Origin of the sequence: Mesorhizobium norvegicum, assembly GCF_004919685.1 — a bacterium.
In the GTDB taxonomy this organism is placed as follows: Bacteria; Pseudomonadota; Alphaproteobacteria; order Rhizobiales; family Rhizobiaceae; genus Mesorhizobium; species Mesorhizobium norvegicum.
The window spans coordinates 47,431-68,120 of record NZ_SMYZ01000021.1; the positions used below are offsets into that span (position 1 = coordinate 47,431).

The following is a 20,690-nucleotide window of genomic DNA, read 5'->3' on the forward strand; positions in this document are numbered from 1 at the left end:
CCACACGACGGGACAATCGGCGCGGATGGTCGAGATGGCCATGCCGCATACACGATCGACCGGGCCGGCCAGGCGGGGCATCCGACATCTCCCCTCACGTATTTGTGCATTCACCGCGAGGTCGGGCGGCGAGACAGACAGCTGATAAATTTTACCCCGCGTGTCTGTTTCTGCTATGAAGAACGGGCAGTTGTGCGGACCTGGTTTTCATCTGTACAAGTGCGGCTGTCACATTTTTGCAGTTTTCGTGGGCTTGTGCTTGCTTGAAGGCGCCGGCGTCCCACCTATAGGCGATGCTCCCGGGTGGGCAGGGGTTTAGAAGAAAGCAGTGAATGTTAGCGCGACCGAATGAACCGACCGACGCCGAGATGGAGTTGGTCCCCCAGGCGGACGGCCGGACGCGTGGCGACGCGTTCGACCGCGCGCAACGTCATTCGCGCCGCGTGCGCATTCTCAAGTTTGCGGTGCCGCTGGCTGCGGCCCTGATCGCCATCGCTTTCCCGGTCTACTCCTATCTGGCCGCACCCATCTCCGTGAAGGTTCAGGCGGAAGGCACCGCCTTTTCCAACGGCAAGCTGGTGATGGCCAATCCCAAGCTCAACGGTTTCACCAAGCAGAAGCAGCCCTATTCGATGACCGCGCTGCGCGCCATTCAGGATGTCAGCACGCAAGGTATCATCGAACTGGAAGGCATCGACGCCAAGGTGCCGATCGCGCCCGACAATGTAGCGGCGGTCAAGGCCTCGCACGGCACCTACGATCGCGACGGCAATACGATGAACCTGACCAGCGACGTGACGATCACCACAACCGACGGCATGCAGGCCAAGTTCAAATCGGTCTTCCTCGACATGGGCAAAGGCACTATGAAGACGGGAGATCCCGTCGATGTCAGCCGTGGCGGGTCGCGGATCCAGGCGGATTCGATGTCGGTCCAGGACAATGGCAAGATTCTGGTTTTCGAGAACAAAGTGCGCGTCAACATCGATTCCGCCGCCTTGAAGACGGCAGAGGGAAACAGCGGAGAAACCAATGCGGCTCAGTAGTTCGACGCGGCTCGCGGCTGCAACTTCAGCGTTGCTGCTGCTCGGACTTGTGCCGTCATGGGCGCAGACCACCAGCCAATCAGGCCTCAAACTGTCCGGCGACAAGCCGATCCAGATCGAAAGCGACAAGCTGGAGGTCCGCCAGGCCGAAAGTATCGCCATCTTCACGGGCAATGTCAGCGTCGTCCAGGGCCCGACATTGATGAAGGCCGGCAAGATGATGGTCTATTACGTCAAGGACCCCAACGCCGGCGCCAAGGGCGCGGAAGCGGCTGGCGCGGCAGCCATGACCGGCTCGGCCAACATCGATCACCTTGAGATCTCCGACAAGGTTTACATCAAGTCGGATGCGCAGGTCGCGACCGGCGATCAAGGCAGCTTCGATATGAAGAGCCAGGTGCTGGTGCTTTCGGGCAAAAAGGTCGTTCTGTCGCAGAACGACAACGTTCTGGTCGGCTGCAAGCTCACCGTGCAGATGAAAAGCGGGTTGGCCCAGGTTGATCCATGCGCTGGGCAACGCGTCCAGATGTCGATCACGCCGCCGCCGAAATCGGGAGCGACGAACCCCTGATGGCCAGCCTGTCGTCGCTGACGGCGCGTCTTCCGGGGCGGGCCGCTGGCAAGCTTTCGGCGCCGGCCACGGTGACCGTCGATGCGGGAAAGTTCAAGGGAACCCTGATCGCAAAGGGTTTGACCAAGAGCTACAAGGGCCGCAAGGTCGTCAGCGGCGTCACCATCGGCGTGCGTGCCGGCGAGGCCGTTGGATTGCTTGGTCCCAATGGCGCCGGCAAGACGACCTGTTTCTACATGGTCACGGGCCTGGTGCCGGTGGATGAAGGCACGATCGAGATCGACGGCTTCGACGTCACGTCGATGCCGATGTACCGTCGCGCCCGCCTCGGCATCGGCTATCTGCCGCAGGAAGCGTCGATTTTCCGTGGCCTCAATGTCGAGCAGAATATCCGTGCCGTGCTGGAAGTGGTCGAAAAGGACCGCAAGGTGCGCGAGCGCAATCTCGACGAACTGCTTGAGGAATTCCACATCAGCCATCTGCGCAAGGCGCCATCCATGTCGCTCTCGGGCGGCGAGCGGCGACGCCTGGAAATCGCACGTGCGCTCGCGACGCGTCCGGCCTACATGCTGCTCGACGAGCCTTTTGCCGGCATCGATCCGATCGCCGTCGCCGACATCCAGCAATTGGTGCGCCACCTGACGGCGCGCGGCATCGGCGTCCTCATCACCGATCACAATGTGCGCGAAACGCTCGGACTGATCGACCGCGCCTACATCATCCATGCCGGCCAGGTGCTGACCCATGGAAGGGCCGACGAAGTGGTGGCAAACCCGGATGTGCGGCGACTTTACCTCGGCGAGGGTTTTACGCTCTGAGCGTGAAATTTGTTTCCTGACACGATTTTTGCGGTTCGCGCGGCTCTTTTTCCTCGATTTTGCTCCGAGATAACGCTCCGGTAAGCGGGTTTTGCTAGCAATTGCCTTGACAAGCAAAAGCTGGGCCAGTTTCTATGGCCGGCTGCAAAATTCTTTTCCGGAAGTCCGGATGCGTAGACGAGGCGTTTGAAACCGAACCATGGCGTTGGCGGCCAAACTACAGCTACGACAATCGCAGTCGCTGGTGATGACGCCGCAGCTGATGCAGTCGATTCGGCTGCTGCAATTCACCCATGTCGAACTCGAGCATTTCATCGACGAGGAAATCGAGCGCAACCCGCTGCTGGAGCGCGCCGAACCGCAGGACGATGCCGCCGGTGATCAGGCGCAGAAGATCGAGGCGGAGCCGCAAGCCACCACTGACGGTGACTGGTTCGAAAACGAGACGCAGTGGAGCGCCGAGGCGATCTCGGACAAGCTCGACACGTCGCTGGAAAACCTGTTTCCCGACGATCCGGGCACCAGCGAGCGGCTCGGTCCCGACCTGACGGCGCAATGGAAATCGGCTTCCGGCAATGGCGCGAGTTCCTCATCCGAGGGTTTCGACGCCGGCGACATGGCGGCCGCAGCGATCACGCTGCGCGACCATGTCGGCGAACAGGTCGCGCTCGCCTTCGCCGACCCGGCCGCGCGGCTGATCGCCGCCGACCTCGCCGACGGCCTAGACGAGACCGGCTATTTGCGCGCCGACATGGCCGAGATCGCCGCTCGTCTCGGTACCGACGCCGCCGCTGTGGGGAAGGTGCTGGCGGTGTGCCAGACTTTCGAGCCGGCGGGCCTGTTCGCCCGCGACCTTGCCGAATGCCTGTCGCTGCAGCTTGCCGTGCGCGACCGGCTCGATCCGGCGATGAAGGCGCTGATCGCCAATCTCGAACTGCTGGCGCGGCGCGATTTCCACGCATTGAAACGGATCTGCGGCGTCGACGAGGAGGATCTGCTCGACATGCTGGCTGAGATCCGGGCACTCGATCCCCGGCCGGGCATGGCGTTTTCGGGCGGCGCCAGCGATGCGATCGTCGCCGATGTCGAGGTGCGTGCCGCCAATGACGGCAGCTGGACGGTCGAGCTCAATGCCGAAACGCTGCCGCGCGTTTTGGTCGACCATATCTATTTCGCCCAGGTCTCGCCGCAGACGAAGAATCAGGCGGAAAAGGATTTTCTGGCCGAATGCCTGCAGAACGCCAATTGGCTGACGCGCAGCCTCGACCAGCGGGCGAAGACCATCCTCAAGGTCGCTTCGGAAATCGTTCGCCAGCAGGATGCCTTCCTCGTCCATGGCGTGCGCCAGCTGAAACCGCTCAACCTGCGCACGGTGGCCGATGCCATCGGCATGCACGAATCGACGGTCAGCCGGGTCACCGCGAACAAATACATGCTGACGCCGCGCGGCGTGTTCGAGCTTCGCTACTTCTTCACCGCCTCGATCGCGGCGTCGGGCGGCGGCGATGCGCATTCCTCGGAAGCCGTGCGCGACCGCATCAAGCAATTGATCGACGAGGAAAAACCGGTCGACGTGCTTTCAGACGATGCGATCGTCGACATGTTGCGCGAGAGCGGCGTCGATATTGCCAGGCGCACGGTCGCCAAGTACCGGGAAGGCATGAATATTCCCTCCTCGGTGCAGCGCCGGCGCGAGAAACGGGCGCTGGCCAGCGCCGGCCGCTGAGGCCGCCCGATTTTCCACAGGCCCGCACTTCATTGACAAGCCGCGGTGAAGTGGCTAGAAGCCCGCCCGCATGAGACGGGCTAGATGCCTGCATGCGGATGGTCCGTCACGACGTTGGCCTCGGGACGGTCAAAGGGCGGCTTGTGATCAACCGGAAAAGTTCGGATTTAAAATCGGCGCGAGTGACGCCGCAAAGCTTGTGCGCACGGATCACGAGTATAAACTCGGGCCAGTTTGAAGCCTGAGCAAGGAAGGTCAGTTTTCAGATGAATCTGCGCATATCGGGAAAACACATGGATATCGGCGATGCGTTCCGCACACGCATCAACGATCGTGTCGGCGAAGCGATCGGCAAGTATTTCGATCGCGGCTTTGCCGGACACGTCACTGTCATCAAATCGGGCTCGCGCTATTCGGCGGATTGCATGATCAGGCTGGATTCCGGCGCTTCGCTGCAGGCCACCGGCGATGCCCAGGATCCGACGCTTGCCTTCGAGGCGGCGGCGGATCGTCTGGAGACCCGGCTGAGGCGTTACAAGCGCCGGCTGAAATCGCACAATTCGGGCGCCGCCAATGGCGAGCCGACCGACATTGCCTATACGGTGATGGCGCCGCTTGCCGATGACGACGAGGACATTCCGGAGAATTTCGCGCCGGCCATCGTCGCCGAATCAACCATGACGCTGAAGACCATGTCGGTGGCGTCGGCGGTCATCGAGCTCGACACCAAGGACAGCCCGGTCTTCGTCTTCCGCAACGCCGGAAACGACCATCTCAACATCGTCTATCGCCGGCCCGATGGAAACATCGGCTGGATCGACCCGTCCACCACCAAGGTCGCACAAGCGTGACAAGGGTCGCACGGGCGTGACGACAAGGGTCGCACGGTGACGACAAGGGATAAAAGCCGGCCGCACGAGGGGTGAGGACTGGTGACGGTAGGCGAACAAGGGATTTTCAAGCATGGATCTGAGCGATCTTATCAACGTTCCGGCGATATTGCCGGCGTTGAAGGCGAACTCCAAGAAGCAGCTGCTGCAACTGCTGTCCGAACGGGCAGCTGCGATTTCGGGCATTCCGGAGCGGGAAGTGTTCGACACCATCCTGCAGCGTGAGCGGCTGGGCTCGACCGGCGTCGGCAACGGCATCGCCATTCCGCACGGCAAGCTGGCCGGCGTGAAGCGCATCGCCGGGGTTTTCGCCCGGCTGGAGACGCCTGTCGATTTCGAATCGCTGGACGATCAGCCGGTCGATCTGGTGTTTCTGCTGCTGGCGCCGGAAGGGGCGGGCGCCGACCATCTCAAGGCACTGTCGCGCATCGCGCGGGTGCTGCGCGACGCCGACACGGTGGCCAAGATCAGGGGTACGCGCGACGCCGCGGCGATCCACGCGCTGTTGTCGGACACCCAGGCCTCGCACGCGGCCTGATATTTTTATCTGTTTTTACGCAATTCCGGACGGAAAACCGTTACACACTTTTCCTGGAATTGCTTTGAATTGAGACGACCTCAAGGGCCGCCATGGGCGGCCCTTTCCGTTTCAGCCGGAAATTGCTGTCAGTGAATGGCGACCGTGGTCAGGTCGTTTTCCATGGCGCCGGCCAAAGCGCGGTCACGCGCGTCGGAAAGCAGGATCGGCTGGCCATTGGCCGCAAACAGCGCCCACAGTTCCATGCCGGGAGCGATTTCGCCGAGATTCGGGAAACGGCCGAGCAATTCGTCGCTCGAGACCTTTCTGAGATAGGCGACCGAGCCCTCGCCGAGATGGGCGAATTCGCCATTGGTCATGGTGATAGTTTCAGTTCTGGTCATTTCAAAGCCTCCTTGGCGCGAGGACGCCGCTCAAGGCCATCCCGCATGAGAGCCATCGGTAAAGATCAGTCTTTCACCGATATGTTTATTTTCCGTACCAGCCGTTCGGACTCCGGCCGATCGAGGTCGATCGACAAAAGGCCGTTCTTCAGCTCCGCCGCGATCACCCGCATGCCGTCGGCCAGCACGAAACAGCGCTGGAACTGGCGTGCGGCGATGCCGCGATGAAGAAATTCGCGCTCGGTGTCGTCGGTCTGACGGCCGCGCACGACCAGCTGGTTTTCCTCCGTAGTGACATCGAGATCGCTTTCGGCGAAACCGGCGACCGCCAATGTGATGCGCAACCTCTCGGTCTTGCCGTCGGCGCCGCTGAGGCGTTCGATGTTGTAGGGAGGGTAGCTGTCACCGGATTTCGCCAGGCGTTCCAGGGTCTTTTCCATGGCGTCGAAGCCAAGCAGAAGCGGGCTGGAAAAGGGCGTCATTCGGCTCATGTTACACTGTCCTCTCAAGAGCGACATAAAGTGGAAAAACCCAGATGGCATTTTTCCCGATGGTCTTGATATGGTCCGCCCCGCGACCAAGTTCAAGCCGTCAAAAGACCCGCCCAAAAAGACCAGGTCGTGGACTCACAGGAATGATCGACATGGCGCTTGAAACGGCGAGCAGATGCAAGGAGAAGCGCGCAGGTCGGGATTGTCTTCCCCGGTCGAGCGGTTCGACATTGCAGCTCGCGGCCGCTTCGGCGTCATTTGGATGTTTCGATCAGATTCATTCAGGTCCACGGCCTCGCCAAACAAGGAATTGAAATGCCTCAATCACGCAAGATCATCATCGACACGGATCCCGGCCAGGATGATGCCGTCGCCATTTTGCTGGCGCTCGGCAGCGCCGAGCTGGAGATCGTCGGCATCACAGCGGTTGCCGGCAACGTGCCGCTGAAGCTTACCGAAAAGAATGCCCGCAAGATCTGCGAGCTGGCCGGCCGGCCTGACATCAAGGTCTATGCCGGCGCCATCCGGCCCCTGATGCGCGAACTGGTCACCGCCGAGGAAGTGCATGGCAAGACCGGCCTCAACGGACCGCAATTGCCCGAACCGACGATGAAGCTGCAGGACCAATACGCGGTCGATTTCATCGTCGAGACGCTGATGAAGGAAGAAAGCGGCACGATCACGCTTTGCCCGCTCGGCCCGCTGACCAACATTGCGCTGGCGCTGATCCGCGAGCCGCGCATCGCACCGCGCATCAAGGAAATCGTGCTGATGGGCGGCGGCTTCTTCGAAGGCGGCAATGTCACGCCGTCGGCCGAATTCAACATCTATGTCGATCCGCATGCCGCCGATGTCGTGCTCAAATCCGGCATTCCGATCGTGATGATGCCGCTTGACGTCACCCACAAGGCGCTGACCACCGCCAAGCGCACGCAGGCCTTCCGCGCGCTCGGCACCAAGGTCGGCACCGCGACCGCCGAGATGCTGGAATTCTTCGAGCGCTTCGATGAGGAGAAATATGGCACCGATGGCGGGCCGCTGCACGACCCCTGCGTCATCGCCTATCTGTTGAAGCCGGACCTGTTCAAGGGCCGCAACTGCAACGTCAGCGTGGAGACCAATTCGGAACTGACCATGGGCATGACCGTGATCGACTGGTGGGGCGTCACCAAGCGGCCAAAGAACGCCATGGTGATGCGCGACATCGACCATGACGGCTTTTTCGCCTTGCTGGTGGAGCGGCTGGGGCGGCTTTAGGGGGCTTTTTACCTTCTCCCCTTGTGGGAGAAGGTGGCCGAGCGAAGCGAGGTCGGATGAGGGGTGTTCCAGCTTGGCAAAGACGGCGATCCTTCACGCACCCCTCAACCGTCTCGGCGCTGCGCGCCGATCCACCTTCTCCCTCAAGGGGAGAAGGTAAAGGCGGTCTTACTTCGACCGCGAAAACGCCAGCCACAGGCCGCCACCGACCATGAAGCTGCCGCTGATCCTCGACAAAAGCTTGATGCGGCTGGCCGACAGCAGACGCCCGGCGCGGCCGGCGGCCAGTGCATAGGTCGAATCCGACATGGCCGCGAAGATCATGGCGGTGAGACCCATGACGGCGATCTGCAGCGAATAGTTGCCTTGCGGCGAAATGAACTGCGGAAAGAAGGCGCCGAAGAAGATCAGCGTCTTGGGGTTGCTGAGCGCCACCAGCAGGCCCTGCAGGAAGAAGCCGCCACGCGGTTTCCTCGCTGTTCCGTCAGCGTTCAGCGTGCCCTTGGAACGGAACATCTGCACGCCCATCCAGATCAGATAGGCGGCGCCGATCAGCCTGACCCACTCGAACCAGTGGCCCATGCCCGAAATCAGCGTGTTGAGGCCGATGCCGACGATGGCGATCATCACGGCAAGCCCGGCCTGCGTGCCGGCGACGTTGGCGAGACCGGCGCGGGAGCCATGGCGGATGCTGTTGGCGATGATCAGCGTGACCGTCGGACCGGGCACCAAGATGATGACGATGCAAGCGACGACATAGGCAGCGTAGAGTTCGAGCGACATGATTTTTCCCTAGTTGGAGCATGATCTTTTCCGAAAACCGGTTCCCACTTTTCGGGATCATGCTCTAGGAATGCCTGCGATGCGGCGCAGCTGAGGACAATCAATGCATGGCGGCACTGCCGATGCAAGCCGATGCGCGAAGCGCCGCGACACGCCGGTGCATGCGGCTCAGGCGCTGGCGCCGGACTGCCAGGGCAGCGTCGCCTCATAGGCCGCCGCCGCCTTCAGTACGGCAAGGTCGCCGCGTGGCCGGCCGATCAGCTGCATGCCCATCGGCCTACCCTTGTCGTCGAAGCCGACCGGCACGTTGACCGCCGGGCAGCCGCCCAAGGTCGCGAAGGCGGAAACCTGCATCCAGCGGTGGTAGCTGTCCATTGCGCGTCCGGCGACCTCACGGGGCCAATGCGTGCCTATATCGAAGGGGAAGACCTGCGCGGTCGGCAGCGCAATGAGGTCATAGCGGTCGAAGAGCGACAGCAGCGTGCGATGCCAGGACGTACGGATAACCGAAGCCGCGCGGATCTGCGGTGCCGTCAGCCGCATTGCGTTCTCCACCTCCCAGATGGCTTCCGGCTTGAGCAGGCCGCGCTTGGCGGGATCGTCATAGTGGGTTTTGAGCGCGCAGCCGCTGCCGGCCTGGCGCAGCGTCACGAAGGCCTGCCACAGCGCTTCGAAATCGAAATCCGGCAGCAAGGGTTCGGTCAGGAAGGACGCATCCGCAAAGCGGCCTAGTGCTGCCTCGCAAAGTTCAAGAATACCGGATTCGAGCGGCAGATGACCGCCGAGGTCGCCGAGCCAGGCGATGCGGCCACCAGCCGCTGCCGCGCCGAGCCCTTCGAGGAAGGAACCCGGTTTCTCATAGGACAATGGCGCGCGCGGGTGGTAACCCGCCTGCACATCGAGCAGCAGCGCCATGTCACGGACGTTGCGGCCCATCGGCCCATCGACGCCCATCTGCGCATGAAAAACCTCGAAGTCGGGTCCGCCGGGGACAAGCCCCTGTGACGGGCGGAAGCCGTAGACATTGTTCCAGGCGGCCGGATTGCGCAGCGAGCCGCCAAAGTCGCTGCCATCGGCGACGGGCACCATGTCGAGCGCCAGCGCCACCGCCGCGCCGCCGCTCGAGCCGCCGGCGGTCAGGGCCGGATCGAAGGCGTTCAGCGTCGGCCCGAACACGCTGTTGTAGGTGTTGGAGCCAAGCCCGAATTCGGGGACGTTGGTCTTGCCGATGATGATGGCGCCGGCGTTTCGAATGCGCTCGACGAAGAAATCGTCTTCCTGCGGCACGAAATCGGCGAAGATCGGCGAGCCGAGGGAGGTTCTGAGGCCCGTGGTCGAGGCGAGATCCTTGATGGCGATCGGCAGGCCGAAGAGCGGGCCGGCTTCGGCTCGCGCCAGGCTGGCATCGGCCGCATCGGCTTCGCGCAGGATATCGCCGCGGTCGCGCAAGGAGACGATGGCGTTGACCAGCGGGTTGACCGCCTCGATGCGGTCGAGGAATGCCGTCATCACCTCGCGCACGGAAAGTGTCTTCTGGCGGATCGCGGCGGCGAGTTCGACAGCGGACAGGCGGCAGATCTCGCCGGCCGGCGGCACAGCATGTTTCGTTTGAGGGCGCAGCATCTCAACGGGTTTCCTGCAACGCCTGATCGACATCCCTGGCGAGCGGGATTGCCGGCTGGGCGCCAGGCTTCAGGCAGGCCAGCGAGCCGGCCGCGCCGGCGCGCGCCAGCGCCTGTTCGAGCGTGAGACGGGCAGAGAGGCCGGCGGCAAAATAACCGCAGAACGTATCCCCGGCGCCGACCGTGTCGACAGGGCTGATCTTCATTGCCAGAACGGTGAGGAAATCGGTCGGCGTCGCCGCCATCACGCCGTCGCCGCCGAGCGTGACGACGATGGTTCGGCCGGTTTTCGCGGCGAAGTCGCGCATCCGTGCCGCCCGGTCGCGGCCGTTCAGGGCCAGCGCTTCGCCATAGAGGTCGAATTCGGTCTCGTTGGCGACGGCATAGTCTGCCTTGCCGAGAAAGCCGGCTGCCTTGCCCTGGAAAGGGGCTGTGTTGAGCACGGTGATGGCGCCGGCCGCTCTTGCCTGGTCGAGGGCGGCATCGACGGTCGCCAGCGGGATCTCATGTTGCAGCAGCACGACATCGCCCTTTTTCAGGAAGGCTTTGGAGAGATCACCGGGCAGGACGGAGGCGTTGGCGCCCGGCACCACGGCGATGATGTTCTCGCCGTCGTCGCCGACCATGATCAGCGCCGTGCCGGTCGAAGCAAAGGTCTCGGCGACGCCGGACAGGTCGACCATGCCGTCGCGCAGCAATGCCAGCGCCTCGGCAGCGAAGCTGTCCTTGCCGACGGCGCCGACCATACGCACCGAGGCGCCGGCGCGCGCGGCGGCCAGCGCCTGGTTGGCACCCTTGCCGCCAGGCGCGGTGGTGAAGGCCGAGCCGCCTACCGTCTCGCCGGGGCTCGGCAAGCGGTCGACATTGGCGATAAGGTCGAGGTTGATCGAGCCGATGACGATAATCAAGCAAGGCCTCCTGGCAGCGCAAATTCAAAATGTCGGAGCGTCCTTTGTGCGTCCGGGCGAACGCAGGTCGTTCCAATCGCGCGGGAAGCTAACCTGTAAGGCCGCGGCTTGCCAGACCACGCGAATGGTCCAGCTCGATTTGAGGTATCGTGGCTTATTCACAGCGCACGGTGACCGTGCCCTGATAGGTGCCGGCGGGAAAGATACCGCTCGACTTGGTGGCGGTGAGGTCGACCTGCATCGGGTGGGTGCCGTTGACGACCCGCTGCGGCACACTTCCGTTGATGTCGACCCCCGAGCCATCGAGGCGGAAGACCGAAGCGAAGGTCACGTTGGTGCCGCCGCCGCTCGGCGCGGACGAGAATGCGGCAGGCGCCGGCGCCGAAACCGAATAGCAGTCCAGCAAGTTGAGCAAGGAGCACAGCAGGGAGCTTGCCACGATGGTGGCGCTTGCGCTCGATCCGCCGGCCTGTTTGGAACCCAGTATGCTGATGGCGGGATTTGCGGTCATCGTTCCCGATGCCCCGACCATGATGGTGCAAGTGCCGATGATCGCCGCTTGCAGCGGAAGGCAGAAGCCGGCAAGTGCTGCCATTGCAAGCAGCGCGCGGCTATTTCTTCTTCTTTTTCTTGCCATCGCTTCCGGTCCTGATGCTCCAGCCTTCGTTGGCCCATCCGGGTGATGCGGCCGCGGGAGCGCTGGCGGCAACGCTCGCCGTCTGGCCGTCGGCGCCGAGGCCCATTTTGAGGAGCTTCAGCTCCAGTTGCAGGCGCTCGACCTCAAGCTCATAGAGGCGGCTGCAATCGACGCGCTTCGGCGTACGCCCGATCGGGATCACCACCCGACCATAGGTGGCAACGCTGTTGTCCGACTGGCTGTTGCCTCTGATAACGCCGAGATCGACATAGGCGCCGGAGCCGGAGACGGCGGAACGGCAAGTGGTGCCGTCCGCGGCATGGACCTCGTCCTGGCCCTGGGGCAAGGTTACGCCGGGCAGGTTGAAGCCGCTCTCGTTCTGATTGAGGTTGTAGACATCCTCGGCCCCGGCGGGCGAGACATTCGCAAACGCAGCCGCGAGCGCAATCGTCAAGACTTGCGGTGCCCAAAAAACTTTCCGCATATCTGTGCCCTTATCTGCGTCTGTTGATTGGGAAAGGGGATGCTTTCGGTACAGATACGCACTTTACGCTCGGTGGTGCCGTCAAAGGGCACGACCACAAGGACGGGACGGGAAGCCTGGGAAGCCAGTTGGAAGACATTCGGAGAGATCCTGGCGTCTACTGGCTGAAAATCCTGATCGTAGACGTGGATTTCGACCTGGATCTTCCGGTCGTAGGGATTGGCGGGGAAAACGCGGACCGCAAAGACGTCGGTGAAGCTGTTGACCTCGCCGCGCATCGGCGACATCGACTGAGCCTTGGCGGCAATGGGCGCCAATCCGACGGCCAGTGCCGTCGCCAGGATTCGAGCATGTTTCAAGGACCCCTCCTTCGCCACGGCGTCATTCGCAGCGCAGCGTTACCGTTGCCTGATAGTTGCCGTTGGCGAAGCGGTTGCTGCCGCCCTTGGTGCCGGCGAGGTGGACCGAGACGAGATCGGCGCCGGGAGTGCTGATGCTGGTAGCCGAGCCGGTCTCAACGATAGAATGCGCACCAGCGGCGGAGTAGGTCGGCGTCCAGGTCGTCGATGTGCTGTCGGCCGACGGCGCCGTCGTGGTGGTGACCGGATCGACACTGAGCGACACACCTCCGGTCGTCGTCAGCGTCACGGTTCCGGCAGAACCGCCGCTGTTGTGGGAGCTGAGGGACTGGAGATCGGGGCTGACCGTCATCGTGCCGGTGGTGGCAACGACAAGCGTGCAGGTGGGCGCGACCGTGCCATTGAAAATGACATTTTGCGTCGTGGCCAAAGCGGTCTGGTCGATGCTGGCAACCAGCAGAGCTGCGCCGAAGGCGGCGCGAAACAGTGCCATCGAGACCTCCTATCAAGCCGGATCGCCCGAATTAATATGGGTCATCATCACTTTATCGTGGTTAATTTAGAGTTAACTAAAATAACTTCTGAAAATAACAGCTACAGAAACCGGAGGTTGCCTTCGGTTGTAAGAAATAAAACTGAAGCTGAAATCATATTTATATTGGATACATCTGATATCTACATATTTCTTCGGCTGTAATTGGGAAAATCGATATTCACGACACTTGTCCTGCCTCCCAGCCCAGGATGGCGCGCTTGCGGGTCAGGCCCCAGTGATAGCCGGTGAGGTCGCCGGACTTGCCGATCGCGCGGTGGCAGGGAACCACGAAAGAGAGCGGGTTGGCGCCGTTCGCCGCACCGACGGCACGGCTGGCGGACGGCGCGCCGATGCTGGCGGCGATCGAGGAATAGGTGCGGGCCTTGCCCATCGGGATCTTGAGCAGCGCCTCCCAGACGCGAACCTGGAAGTCGGTACCGATCATGACGACATGCAGCGGCTGGTCGGGGCGCCACAGCGCTGGGTCGAAGATGCGCGCGGCATAGGGGCCTGTAGCAGTCATGTCCTCGACATAGATGGCGTTCGGCCAACGGCTGGACATGTCGGCGAAGGCGGCGCGCTCCTCGCCGGGGTCGTTGAAGGCGAGGCCGGCAAGCCCGCGGTCGGTGGCCATGATGAGGGCGGTGCCGAAGGGCGAGGAATGGTAGCCGTAGCGGATGGTGAGCCCGGCGCCGCGCGTCTTGTAGTCGCCCGGCGACATCGCCTCATGGGTGACGAACAGGTCATGCAGCCGGCCCGGGCCGGACATGCCCAGTTCGAACGATGTTTCGAGCAGCGGCATGCCGGAATCGAGCAGTCTGCGCGCATGATCCAGTGTCACCGCCTGCAGGAAAGCCTTGGGCGACAGGCCGGCCCAGCGGGTGAAGAGTTTTTGCAGGCCGGTCGGCGTCTCGCCGACCTCCTCCGCCAGCTCTTCGAGGGAAGGCTGGTCGCGGTAGTCGAGGCTGATCTTCTCGATGGCACGGCGCACGATTTCATAGTCGCTGCCTTGCGGCGTGATGTCCTTTTTGAGGACTGCTGTGTGTGTGCTCATGGAACTGTCTCCTTGAGCCGGAATATCGCCCCTTGGGGCGTCGATCGCCACCCGAAACTTGCCTTCTTGCGGCGCATACCCAGATAGACACGGGATTCGTGTCCAGGAGTCGCTCATGGCTGGCGAAAAAGTAAATCTCACCGGGGCAAAAGAGACCTTGCTGATGACGCTCTACGGCAAGGCGCTGGAGAGCCGGTTGCCGGATTCGCTGCTCGGGGATCATTTCGCCGACGAGGCGGTTCGCAAGATCGACTATGATTTCTCCAGGCTCAAGGTCGACGACAATCTTGGCGTCGGCCTGGCGATCAGGGCAAAGACGCTGGACGTCCGCGTTGAGGATTTTCTCGCCAGAACTCCTGACGCCATCGTGCTGCATCTCGGTTGCGGGCTCGATACGCGCATCTTACGTGTCGATCCAACACCGGGCGTGGACTGGTTCGATGTCGACTACCCCGAGGTGATCGAGCTCAGGCGCAAGCTTTACCCGTCCCGGGAGCATTATCATCTGGTGGCTTCGTCGGTGACCGAGCCGGATTGGCTGGCTGAGGTGCCCCGCAATCGCCCGGCGATCGTGGTGGCGGAAGGGCTGACGCCCTATCTCCCTGCCGACGAAGGGCCACGCCTGTTTGCGCGGCTTGTCTCGCATCTTGCCAGCGGTGAGCTGGTGTTCGACGCCTACAGCCGTTTCGGCCTGAAGCTGCTTCGCCTCAATCCGACCATCAAGGCGACGGGCGCCGAGGTCCACTGGGCGATCGACGATCCGCATGAGCTGGAGCGAGCCGTTCCGAAGCTGCGATTCGTCGAGGACATCTCGGCATACAAGCCTGAACACGCCGCCCGCATGGGCTGGTTCGCGAAACTGTTCGTTCGCCTGTGGAGACACATTCCCGCATTGCGCAAAGTCGGCAGGCTTTTGCGCTACCGCTTCTAGAATCAGCGCGTCTTGGCGGTCGCCAGCGCTCGTGAAAAAGCCGTGGCAAAGCTCTCTCGGGAGTCTGGGTCCAGGAAAGATCCGATCGGCACGGTCTGGCCTTGCCCTTCAACCGTCATCCTGGTGATGCCGATCTCGGCGTGACGGGCGACCGAAAACCGCGCCCAGAACGGATTGAAGCGATGCGCTTCCGATTTACCGGATGGCGCCGTCTTGCGGATGTCGAGGCTGGTGCGCGAGACCGAGACTTCCTCGCGTGCGCGGGCGGCTCGGTAGTTGACGCGAAAGGCGATGTAGACGCCGACCACATCGAGGCCGAAGAAGCCGAACACCGGCCAGGCGCCGCGCGACAGGAAAAACGCGCCTGGCACCAGCCAGCCGAACAGCAGAGCCCCCATCAGGATGAAGAAGCCTGTCCGGCCCAGCGACCGGTGCGGGGTCAGTAGCGCCTGAAAGAATGGCTCGTCGGCCTGAAACGAGGCGTTTGTGTCGCTCATGGCGGGACATTATAGGAGGGAAATGGCGAGCCCCAAGTCCAAAGAGTCTTCGATGCCCAAAAAAGAACTGTTGCCCGGACGACGCGATGGGTCGAACGCGAAGCCGCGCCCGCGGCCGGTGCGACGCATTTCGCGCTACAGCCCGGCCGAAGTGCACGAGATTTTCCGGCGCTTTTCCGTCCAGCGGCCCGAACCGAAGGGCGAGCTTGAACATGTCAACGCCTTCACCTTGCTGGTCGCGGTGGTGCTGTCGGCGCAAGCCACGGACGCCGGCGTCAACAAGGCGACGCGGGCGCTGTTCAAGGTCGCCGACACGCCGCAGAAGATGCTGGCGCTGGGCGAAGCCAAGGTCGGCGACTACATCAGAACCATCGGGCTCTGGCGCAACAAGGCCAAGAACGTGATTGCGCTGTCGCAAGCGCTGATCCGCGACCATGGCGGCGAGGTGCCCGACGACCGCGATGAATTGGTCAAGCTGCCGGGCGTCGGGCGCAAGACCGCCAATGTCGTGCTCAACATGGCCTTCGGCCAGCACACGATGGCGGTCGACACGCACATTCTCCGCATTGGCAACCGGCTTGGGTTGGCGCCCGGCAAGACACCGGAACAGGTCGAGCAGGGGCTGCTCAAGATCATCCCGGACGAATATATGCGCCACGCGCATCACTGGCTGATCCTGCACGGCCGCTATGTCTGCAAGGCGCGCAAGCCGGATTGCACGGCCTGCGTCATCGCCGACATCTGCAAGGCGCAGGAGAAGACAACCGATGTGCCGGCACCGCTGGTGCCGATCGCTCCTCTTGAAATGGCTTCGGCGGTAGATCAGTAGCCGTAGCCGCGCGCCATCGCCGCCGCGAAGACCGGGATCAGCAGGAAGATGGAAGCCTCGGCGCGGATGTAAGTCTTCACGGACGCAAGCTCGGTCGCCGGCACCAGGAACGAGGGATTGGCGCTTGCCTGCCTGTTCCAGGAAATGAAGCGGACGGTCGGGATGATCGACAGCAGGCCGACCACGCCAAACGCCGCCATCTTGGCCCAGAACACCCAGTTGTAGACGTAGAATTCCCAGCCCTTGAGGCCATAGAAGATGCGGCCGATGCCGACGATGATGATCAGCGCGGCGATGATGCCGTAGTGGCGATCGATGCCGGCGAGCCGCTTGAGCGTCGGGGCGGCCAGATCGCCGCGGATCAGCACGAATTCGGCGCCGATGATCCCCGCCAGCGAAAACACCAGCACATGATGGAAGATCGCCAGCACAAGATCGGTGGTGTCCATGCTTTTTCCCTTGGGTTTGATGGCGCGCCGGCCCGCGCCTGAAAAAAGGGTCGCGCCGGCAGGTGTTGAATCAGCCTGTGGTGAAAGTAACACCGTCGCGCAAGATTCCCATAGCGGCGCCTGGATGATCGGCCGCGTTGCCCTGGCCCTTGCACCAGACCGGCGATTTGCTAAGCGCTGACCATCCGGGCGAGGCAGATCCATGAACAATTCACCAGCGACCAGCGCTCCTGTCATCGAGACGAAGCGAACCATCCTGCGGGCACACCGGATGGGCGATTTCGACGCCTATGCCACGATGTGGACCAATCCCGTCGTCACCCGTTTCATCGGCGGCAAGCCGCGCACGCGCGAAGAGAGCTGGATGCGCTTCCTGCGTCACGCCGGCCTGTGGTCGCTGCTCGGCTACGGTTTCTGGGCGATCGAGGAGAAGGCGACGGGCCGTTTCATCGGCGAGGCCGGCTTTCACGATCTCAAGCGCGATATGGAGCCGTCGATCGAAGGCATTCCCGAGGCCGGCTGGGCGCTGGTTCCGGCCGTGCACGGGGCGGGCTTCGCCACCGAGGTGGTCGGCCGCGTGCTCGCATGGGGCGAAGAGACGTTCGGGCGGGAGAAGACCGTCTGCATCATCGATCCGGAAAACACCGCTTCGCTGAGGGTTGCCGCGAAGTGCGGTTACCGGGAAGTGGTGCAGACCACCTATCACGACGCCCCGACCATCCTGCTGGCGCGGTGACCCTAACCGGCGTCATCGACTGGACATATCCGCTCTGCTAGCATCGATTGGTGCGAAGGGGGGACGATCGATGCGTGCATTCAAGACGATAGCCATCAAGTTTTTCTGGGCGATGCTGGTGCTCATGCTGGCCGGACGGCTGGCGGCAGCCGACGCGACTGTGCCCACCGCCGATATCGAGGGCGCCGCCGACAACCATCTCGCCAAGCGCTACGAAGGCTCGTTCATCGTCTCCTATGGGAAATTGGCCTTTACGGACTTCAGCGTGCCGCTGTCGCCGCTGAAGCCGAGCGCCGACCCGGACGCGCGCGATGCGATGAACAACCGTGTCTTCGCACCCGACAAGAAGGCCGAGGTCGAGGGCGCTTTGACCCGCATCGCCTATGTGCTGCCGGCCGAGCGCTCGCCGCTCGAAGTGCTGCGCAACTATCAGGATGTGATCGAGGCGGCCGGCGGCGAAACCTTGTTCGAATGCAAGAAGGAGGAATGCGGTGGCGCCGCTGACCGCTCGTCGAGCGGCGGCGGCGGCGACATGAGCCTGACGATGTATTCCTTCCATGAGAGCGATCTGAAGGACGCGGCATTCTCCAATGGCGCCTGCGCGCAGACCTCCGGCATCAACGACCAGCGCTATTTCTCGGCCAAGGTGCCGCAGGACGGCGGCGACGCCTATGTGACCGTGCAGACCTATTCGATGACCGACGATCTCTACTGCAAGGAGCTTAACGGCCGCACCGTTGCCATCGTCCAGGTGCTGGAACCCAAGGCGCGCGACAAGAAGATGGTGGTCGTCGAGGCGGCCAAGATGGCGGATTCGCTCTCCGCCACCGGCAGCATTTCGCTCTACGGCATCTTCTTCGACACCGACAAGGCCGACATCAAGCCGGAGTCGGAACCAACACTGAAGGAAATTTCGATGCTGCTGGCCAACGACCCGAAGATGGCCGTCATCGTCGTCGGCCACACCGACAATCAGGGCGCCTTCGACTACAATCTCGACCTGTCGTCGCGACGGGCGCAAGCGGTCAAGGCGGCACTTGTGTCGAAATACGGCATCGACGGGGCGCGGCTGACCGCAGCCGGCGCCGGCATGATGGCGCCTGTCGCCAGCAATGACGATGACGCGGGCCGCGCCAAGAATCGCCGTGTGGTTCTGGTCAAGTTGAACTGAGCGAGCCTTCCCGACGAGGACGCATTCTACGACACGGCATCCGCCGCGAGGCTTGCCTGCTCGAGCATGGAGGCGTCCTCGCCGAAGGCGCGGGTGGCGCGGGCCGCCGCCTCGAGCAGCGGACGCTTCATGCGCTGGAGAAATGCCGCGTCGACGCGCGTGCTGGGTCCGGCCAGCGTCAGGGCGCCGAGCAGGACGCGCCCCGGCCCGAACACCGGCGCCGACACGCCCGCCGTGTCGGGATCGCGGTCGCCGATGGCGAGACAGTTGCAGGTCTTGCGGATGGTCTCGTAGGGTTCGCCCTGCTGGCCTGAAAACGCCGCAAGCACGCGACCGCCCGAGCCGACCAGCAAGGGCAGGACGTCGCCTTCGCGTATCGTGTAGCGGATCGCGTGCTTGGATTCGACGCGGTAGAGACAGGTGCGGACGTCGCCCGAGCGAACATAGAAGGCAACGCTTTCCCAGCTTCGTTCGGAAAGGTCGCGCATGATCGGCAACAGGATATCGATCGCCACCACCGAACGCTGATAGAGCGCACCGAGGCGAAATGTGGCAGGTCCGACGCGGTAGCGCCCGTCGTCGAGGCGCTCGAGCAATCGTCCGCGCAACAGGGAATTCGCCAGCCGCAGGATGGTGCTCTTGTAGAGGCCGGTGCGCGCCGCGATTTCGGCCAGGCTGAGCGACCGGTCGGCCGTGGTGAAGGCATCGAGGATGGCGATTGCCCGATCAAGTGCTGCAACACCTTCGGCCGATGCGCGCCGGATTTCCGATTTGCTTGGTGAGTCCATTGCGGTTCCAATTCGAAGAAGGCCGAGCCGAGCGACTGTGTCGCGCCACCAATACGTTCTGTCTAGTAGAATATCGTTTCCGTTGACAGAACTCCGTAACATCTGCTTGAACTTGATTACGGGTCTGGATGCAGGCGCGTTTTGGCAGGCACCGGAGGAGGTGTCGTGATCTGGAGGAATCCCATGCTGAACAGACGCAGATTTTTGATGAGCACCGCAGCCGCGGGCGCCGCCGGGCTGGTGGCGTCGCATCTCTCTCCAGCTTTCGCCGAGGGTGCACCCCAGATCCAGATTTTCGTACCGGCGGCACCAGGCGGCGGCTGGGACCAGACGGGGCGCACCATCGACCAGGTGCTGCGCAGTGAAAAACTGATCTCCGGCTCGCAGATCACCAATGTCGGCGGCGCCGGCGGCACTGTCGGCTTGCCGCAGTTCATCAGCCAGTGGAACGGCAAGGGCAATACGCTGATGGTTGCCGGCATGGTCATGGTTGGCGCCATCATCGCCAACAAATCCGCCAACAACCTCACCGAAGTCACGCCCATCGCCCGCCTTACGGGCGAGTTCGAGGCGCTGGTGGTGCCGGCGGACTCGCCGTTCAAGACGGCCGCCGATTTCGTCGCCGCGCTGAAGGCCGATCCGACAAAGGTTCCTGTCGCTGGCGGCTCGGCCGGCGGTTCGGACCACATTCTGTTCGGCTTGATTGCCAAGACCGTCGGCGTGCCGGCAACCAACCTTTCCTATGTGCCGTTCGCCGGCGGCGGCGAGGCGCTGTCGGCGCTGCTCGGCAACCAGGTCGCGGCCGGCATCTCCGGCTTTGGCGAGTTCTCCGAGCAGATCAAGGCGGGTGCGCTCAGGCTGCTCGCCATCTCGGCTGACAAGCGCCAGGACGGCATCGACGCGCCGACGATGAGGGAAGCCGGCATCGATGTCGAGCTGTTCAACTGGCGCGGTGTCTTCGCACCGCCCGGCGTTTCCGACGCCGACAAGGCGGCGATGGTCACAATGATCGAGACCATGGCCAAGAGCGATGCATGGGCAACCGAGTGCAAAAACCGCAACTGGACGCCCATCCTTTTGACTGGCGACGACTACGCAAAATTCCTCACCGAGGACACGGCCCGCATCACCGCGATCCTCAAGGATCTCGGCCTCGCCTGATGTCTTCAGGGGGCGGTTAGAGTGCC

At 62.8% G+C, this 20,690-nt stretch carries 25 protein-coding genes; 12 read left to right on the forward strand and 13 right to left on the reverse strand.

The genetic code is table 11. From position 1 onward, the window contains the following. The first annotated feature begins 332 nt into the window (after nt 1-332). The 6 genes from lptC (at nt 333) to ptsN (ending at nt 5,589) form a co-directional block, all read left to right on the forward strand. Nucleotides 333-1,046, forward strand: a complete 714-nt coding sequence (gene lptC, locus FCU66_RS08065; protein WP_136618532.1) for an LPS export ABC transporter periplasmic protein LptC — start codon at nt 333-335, stop codon at nt 1,044-1,046. Beyond that, entirely contained in the window at nt 1,033-1,617 is a 585-nt protein-coding gene (locus FCU66_RS08070; RefSeq protein WP_136618533.1) for an LptA/OstA family protein, read from the forward strand. Before lptC ends, FCU66_RS08070 begins: the two co-directional genes overlap by 14 nt. Further along, nucleotides 1,617-2,435, forward strand: coding sequence for an LPS export ABC transporter ATP-binding protein (gene lptB / locus FCU66_RS08075; protein WP_013529586.1), 819 nt, complete (start codon nt 1,617-1,619; stop codon nt 2,433-2,435). Before FCU66_RS08070 ends, lptB begins: the two co-directional genes overlap by 1 nt. A 199-nt stretch (nt 2,436-2,634) precedes the next feature. Next, the gene (rpoN, locus tag FCU66_RS08080; protein ID WP_136618534.1) at nt 2,635-4,161 is read left to right on the forward strand and encodes an RNA polymerase factor sigma-54; all 1,527 of its coding nucleotides are present in this window, start codon (nt 2,635-2,637) and stop codon (nt 4,159-4,161) included. 266 nt (nt 4,162-4,427) lie between these two features. Next, the gene (gene hpf, locus FCU66_RS08085) at nt 4,428-5,012 is read left to right on the forward strand and encodes a ribosome hibernation-promoting factor, HPF/YfiA family (protein WP_126070528.1); all 585 of its coding nucleotides are present in this window, start codon (nt 4,428-4,430) and stop codon (nt 5,010-5,012) included. 112 nt (nt 5,013-5,124) lie between these two features. After that, a complete protein-coding gene (ptsN, locus tag FCU66_RS08090; protein WP_013529589.1) occupies nt 5,125-5,589 on the forward strand; it encodes a PTS IIA-like nitrogen regulatory protein PtsN in 465 nt (154 codons plus the stop codon). Between the two features lie 128 nt (nt 5,590-5,717). On the opposite strand, the gene FCU66_RS08095 is transcribed toward ptsN, so the two are convergent. After that, a complete protein-coding gene (locus FCU66_RS08095; RefSeq protein ID WP_013529590.1) occupies nt 5,718-5,972 on the reverse strand; it encodes a BQ00720 family protein in 255 nt (84 codons plus the stop codon). Nucleotides 5,973-6,037: 65 nt separating this feature from the next. Continuing rightward, on the reverse strand, nt 6,038-6,463 hold the full coding sequence (locus FCU66_RS08100; protein WP_023760739.1) for an Hsp20 family protein: 426 nt from the start codon (nt 6,461-6,463) through the stop codon (nt 6,038-6,040). A 315-nt stretch (nt 6,464-6,778) separates the two neighbouring features. On the opposite strand from FCU66_RS08100, the gene FCU66_RS08105 reads away from it, so the two are divergent. Further along, nucleotides 6,779-7,720 carry a nucleoside hydrolase gene (locus tag FCU66_RS08105; RefSeq protein ID WP_136618535.1) on the forward strand — a complete coding sequence of 314 codons (942 nt, stop codon included), beginning with the start codon at nt 6,779-6,781 and terminating at the stop codon, nt 7,718-7,720. 168 nt (nt 7,721-7,888) lie between these two features. On the opposite strand, the gene FCU66_RS08110 is transcribed toward FCU66_RS08105, so the two are convergent. From FCU66_RS08110 to FCU66_RS08145, 8 genes are all read right to left on the reverse strand, one after another. Beyond that, the gene (locus FCU66_RS08110) at nt 7,889-8,503 is read right to left on the reverse strand and encodes a LysE family translocator (RefSeq protein ID WP_136618536.1); all 615 of its coding nucleotides are present in this window, start codon (nt 8,501-8,503) and stop codon (nt 7,889-7,891) included. A gap of 168 nt (nt 8,504-8,671) precedes the next feature. Then, nucleotides 8,672-10,126, reverse strand: coding sequence for an amidase (locus tag FCU66_RS08115; protein ID WP_136618537.1), 1,455 nt, complete (start codon nt 10,124-10,126; stop codon nt 8,672-8,674). 1 nt (nt 10,127) lies between these two features. Next, on the reverse strand, nt 10,128-11,033 hold the full coding sequence (locus FCU66_RS08120) for a ribokinase (RefSeq protein WP_136618538.1): 906 nt from the start codon (nt 11,031-11,033) through the stop codon (nt 10,128-10,130). A 154-nt stretch (nt 11,034-11,187) separates the two neighbouring features. Further along, nucleotides 11,188-11,670, reverse strand: coding sequence for a hypothetical protein (locus tag FCU66_RS08125; protein ID WP_136618539.1), 483 nt, complete (start codon nt 11,668-11,670; stop codon nt 11,188-11,190). Next, complete coding sequence (locus tag FCU66_RS08130; RefSeq protein ID WP_136618540.1) at nt 11,645-12,154, reverse strand: hypothetical protein; 510 nt, start codon at nt 12,152-12,154, stop codon at nt 11,645-11,647. Before FCU66_RS08130 ends, FCU66_RS08125 begins: the two co-directional genes overlap by 26 nt. Continuing rightward, entirely contained in the window at nt 12,121-12,513 is a 393-nt protein-coding gene (locus FCU66_RS08135) for a hypothetical protein (protein WP_136618541.1), read from the reverse strand. The genes FCU66_RS08130 and FCU66_RS08135 overlap by 34 nt, the downstream gene beginning before the upstream one ends. Nucleotides 12,514-12,535: 22 nt before the next feature. Continuing rightward, nucleotides 12,536-13,006: a hypothetical protein gene (locus FCU66_RS08140; protein WP_136618542.1), complete on the reverse strand. Its 471-nt coding sequence runs from the start codon at nt 13,004-13,006 to the stop codon at nt 12,536-12,538. 220 nt (nt 13,007-13,226) lie between these two features. Further along, nucleotides 13,227-14,102: a methylated-DNA--[protein]-cysteine S-methyltransferase gene (locus FCU66_RS08145; protein ID WP_136618543.1), complete on the reverse strand. Its 876-nt coding sequence runs from the start codon at nt 14,100-14,102 to the stop codon at nt 13,227-13,229. Nucleotides 14,103-14,217: 115 nt separating this feature from the next. On the opposite strand from FCU66_RS08145, the gene FCU66_RS08150 reads away from it, so the two are divergent. Further along, entirely contained in the window at nt 14,218-15,033 is an 816-nt protein-coding gene (locus FCU66_RS08150; protein ID WP_136618544.1) for a class I SAM-dependent methyltransferase, read from the forward strand. A gap of 2 nt (nt 15,034-15,035) precedes the next feature. On the opposite strand, the gene FCU66_RS08155 is transcribed toward FCU66_RS08150, so the two are convergent. Beyond that, the gene (locus tag FCU66_RS08155; protein WP_136618545.1) at nt 15,036-15,530 is read right to left on the reverse strand and encodes a DUF2244 domain-containing protein; all 495 of its coding nucleotides are present in this window, start codon (nt 15,528-15,530) and stop codon (nt 15,036-15,038) included. A 22-nt stretch (nt 15,531-15,552) separates the two neighbouring features. Between FCU66_RS08155 and nth the strand changes: the two genes are divergently transcribed. Beyond that, nucleotides 15,553-16,359: an endonuclease III gene (nth, locus tag FCU66_RS08160; RefSeq protein WP_136618546.1), complete on the forward strand. Its 807-nt coding sequence runs from the start codon at nt 15,553-15,555 to the stop codon at nt 16,357-16,359. Here the strand turns inward: nth and FCU66_RS08165 are convergent. Next, nucleotides 16,353-16,808 (reverse strand): DUF2214 family protein, encoded by a 456-nt coding sequence (locus tag FCU66_RS08165; RefSeq protein ID WP_136618547.1) that lies wholly within the window; start codon nt 16,806-16,808, stop codon nt 16,353-16,355. The two genes, nth and FCU66_RS08165, sit on opposite strands and share 7 nt — an antisense overlap. A 202-nt stretch (nt 16,809-17,010) precedes the next feature. On the opposite strand from FCU66_RS08165, the gene FCU66_RS08170 reads away from it, so the two are divergent. Then, nucleotides 17,011-17,544, forward strand: coding sequence for a GNAT family N-acetyltransferase (locus FCU66_RS08170; RefSeq protein WP_136618548.1), 534 nt, complete (start codon nt 17,011-17,013; stop codon nt 17,542-17,544). 70 nt (nt 17,545-17,614) lie between these two features. Then, nucleotides 17,615-18,715 (forward strand): OmpA family protein, encoded by a 1,101-nt coding sequence (locus tag FCU66_RS08175; protein WP_168991902.1) that lies wholly within the window; start codon nt 17,615-17,617, stop codon nt 18,713-18,715. Between the two features lie 26 nt (nt 18,716-18,741). On the opposite strand, the gene FCU66_RS08180 is transcribed toward FCU66_RS08175, so the two are convergent. After that, entirely contained in the window at nt 18,742-19,503 is a 762-nt protein-coding gene (locus tag FCU66_RS08180) for an IclR family transcriptional regulator (protein ID WP_136618549.1), read from the reverse strand. A 183-nt stretch (nt 19,504-19,686) separates the two neighbouring features. Here FCU66_RS08180 and FCU66_RS08185 point away from each other — a divergent pair, with 183 nt between their 5' ends. Beyond that, nucleotides 19,687-20,664, forward strand: coding sequence for a tripartite tricarboxylate transporter substrate-binding protein (locus FCU66_RS08185; RefSeq protein ID WP_136618550.1), 978 nt, complete (start codon nt 19,687-19,689; stop codon nt 20,662-20,664). Nucleotides 20,665-20,690: the final 26 nt, after the last annotated feature.

What these genes read in the sequence shown, in the direction of transcription:
- FCU66_RS08170 (WP_136618548.1), top strand. Translation starts at nt 17,011, where the DNA reads ATGAACAATTCACCAGCGACCAGCGCTCCTGTCATCGAGACGAAGCGA.
- FCU66_RS08150 (WP_136618544.1), top strand. Translation starts at nt 14,218, where the DNA reads ATGGCTGGCGAAAAAGTAAATCTCACCGGGGCAAAAGAGACCTTGCTG.
- FCU66_RS08095 (WP_013529590.1), bottom strand. Translation starts at nt 5,972, where the DNA reads ATGACCAGAACTGAAACTATCACCATGACCAATGGCGAATTCGCCCAT.
- FCU66_RS08115 (WP_136618537.1), bottom strand. Translation starts at nt 10,126, where the DNA reads ATGCTGCGCCCTCAAACGAAACATGCTGTGCCGCCGGCCGGCGAGATC.
- FCU66_RS08125 (WP_136618539.1), bottom strand. Translation starts at nt 11,670, where the DNA reads ATGGCAAGAAAAAGAAGAAGAAATAGCCGCGCGCTGCTTGCAATGGCA.
- FCU66_RS08110 (WP_136618536.1), bottom strand. Translation starts at nt 8,503, where the DNA reads ATGTCGCTCGAACTCTACGCTGCCTATGTCGTCGCTTGCATCGTCATC.
- lptC (WP_136618532.1), top strand. Translation starts at nt 333, where the DNA reads ATGTTAGCGCGACCGAATGAACCGACCGACGCCGAGATGGAGTTGGTC.
- FCU66_RS08130 (WP_136618540.1), bottom strand. Translation starts at nt 12,154, where the DNA reads ATGCGGAAAGTTTTTTGGGCACCGCAAGTCTTGACGATTGCGCTCGCG.
- FCU66_RS08175 (WP_168991902.1), top strand. Translation starts at nt 17,615, where the DNA reads ATGCGTGCATTCAAGACGATAGCCATCAAGTTTTTCTGGGCGATGCTG.
- FCU66_RS08145 (WP_136618543.1), bottom strand. Translation starts at nt 14,102, where the DNA reads ATGAGCACACACACAGCAGTCCTCAAAAAGGACATCACGCCGCAAGGC.
- FCU66_RS08070 (WP_136618533.1), top strand. Translation starts at nt 1,033, where the DNA reads ATGCGGCTCAGTAGTTCGACGCGGCTCGCGGCTGCAACTTCAGCGTTG.
- FCU66_RS08165 (WP_136618547.1), bottom strand. Translation starts at nt 16,808, where the DNA reads ATGGACACCACCGATCTTGTGCTGGCGATCTTCCATCATGTGCTGGTG.
- FCU66_RS08100 (WP_023760739.1), bottom strand. Translation starts at nt 6,463, where the DNA reads ATGAGCCGAATGACGCCCTTTTCCAGCCCGCTTCTGCTTGGCTTCGAC.
- FCU66_RS08185 (WP_136618550.1), top strand. Translation starts at nt 19,687, where the DNA reads ATGCTGAACAGACGCAGATTTTTGATGAGCACCGCAGCCGCGGGCGCC.
- FCU66_RS08105 (WP_136618535.1), top strand. Translation starts at nt 6,779, where the DNA reads ATGCCTCAATCACGCAAGATCATCATCGACACGGATCCCGGCCAGGAT.
- lptB (WP_013529586.1), top strand. Translation starts at nt 1,617, where the DNA reads ATGGCCAGCCTGTCGTCGCTGACGGCGCGTCTTCCGGGGCGGGCCGCT.
- FCU66_RS08155 (WP_136618545.1), bottom strand. Translation starts at nt 15,530, where the DNA reads ATGAGCGACACAAACGCCTCGTTTCAGGCCGACGAGCCATTCTTTCAG.
- rpoN (WP_136618534.1), top strand. Translation starts at nt 2,635, where the DNA reads ATGGCGTTGGCGGCCAAACTACAGCTACGACAATCGCAGTCGCTGGTG.
- hpf (WP_126070528.1), top strand. Translation starts at nt 4,428, where the DNA reads ATGAATCTGCGCATATCGGGAAAACACATGGATATCGGCGATGCGTTC.
- nth (WP_136618546.1), top strand. Translation starts at nt 15,553, where the DNA reads ATGGCGAGCCCCAAGTCCAAAGAGTCTTCGATGCCCAAAAAAGAACTG.
- FCU66_RS08180 (WP_136618549.1), bottom strand. Translation starts at nt 19,503, where the DNA reads ATGGACTCACCAAGCAAATCGGAAATCCGGCGCGCATCGGCCGAAGGT.
- ptsN (WP_013529589.1), top strand. Translation starts at nt 5,125, where the DNA reads ATGGATCTGAGCGATCTTATCAACGTTCCGGCGATATTGCCGGCGTTG.
- FCU66_RS08140 (WP_136618542.1), bottom strand. Translation starts at nt 13,006, where the DNA reads ATGGCACTGTTTCGCGCCGCCTTCGGCGCAGCTCTGCTGGTTGCCAGC.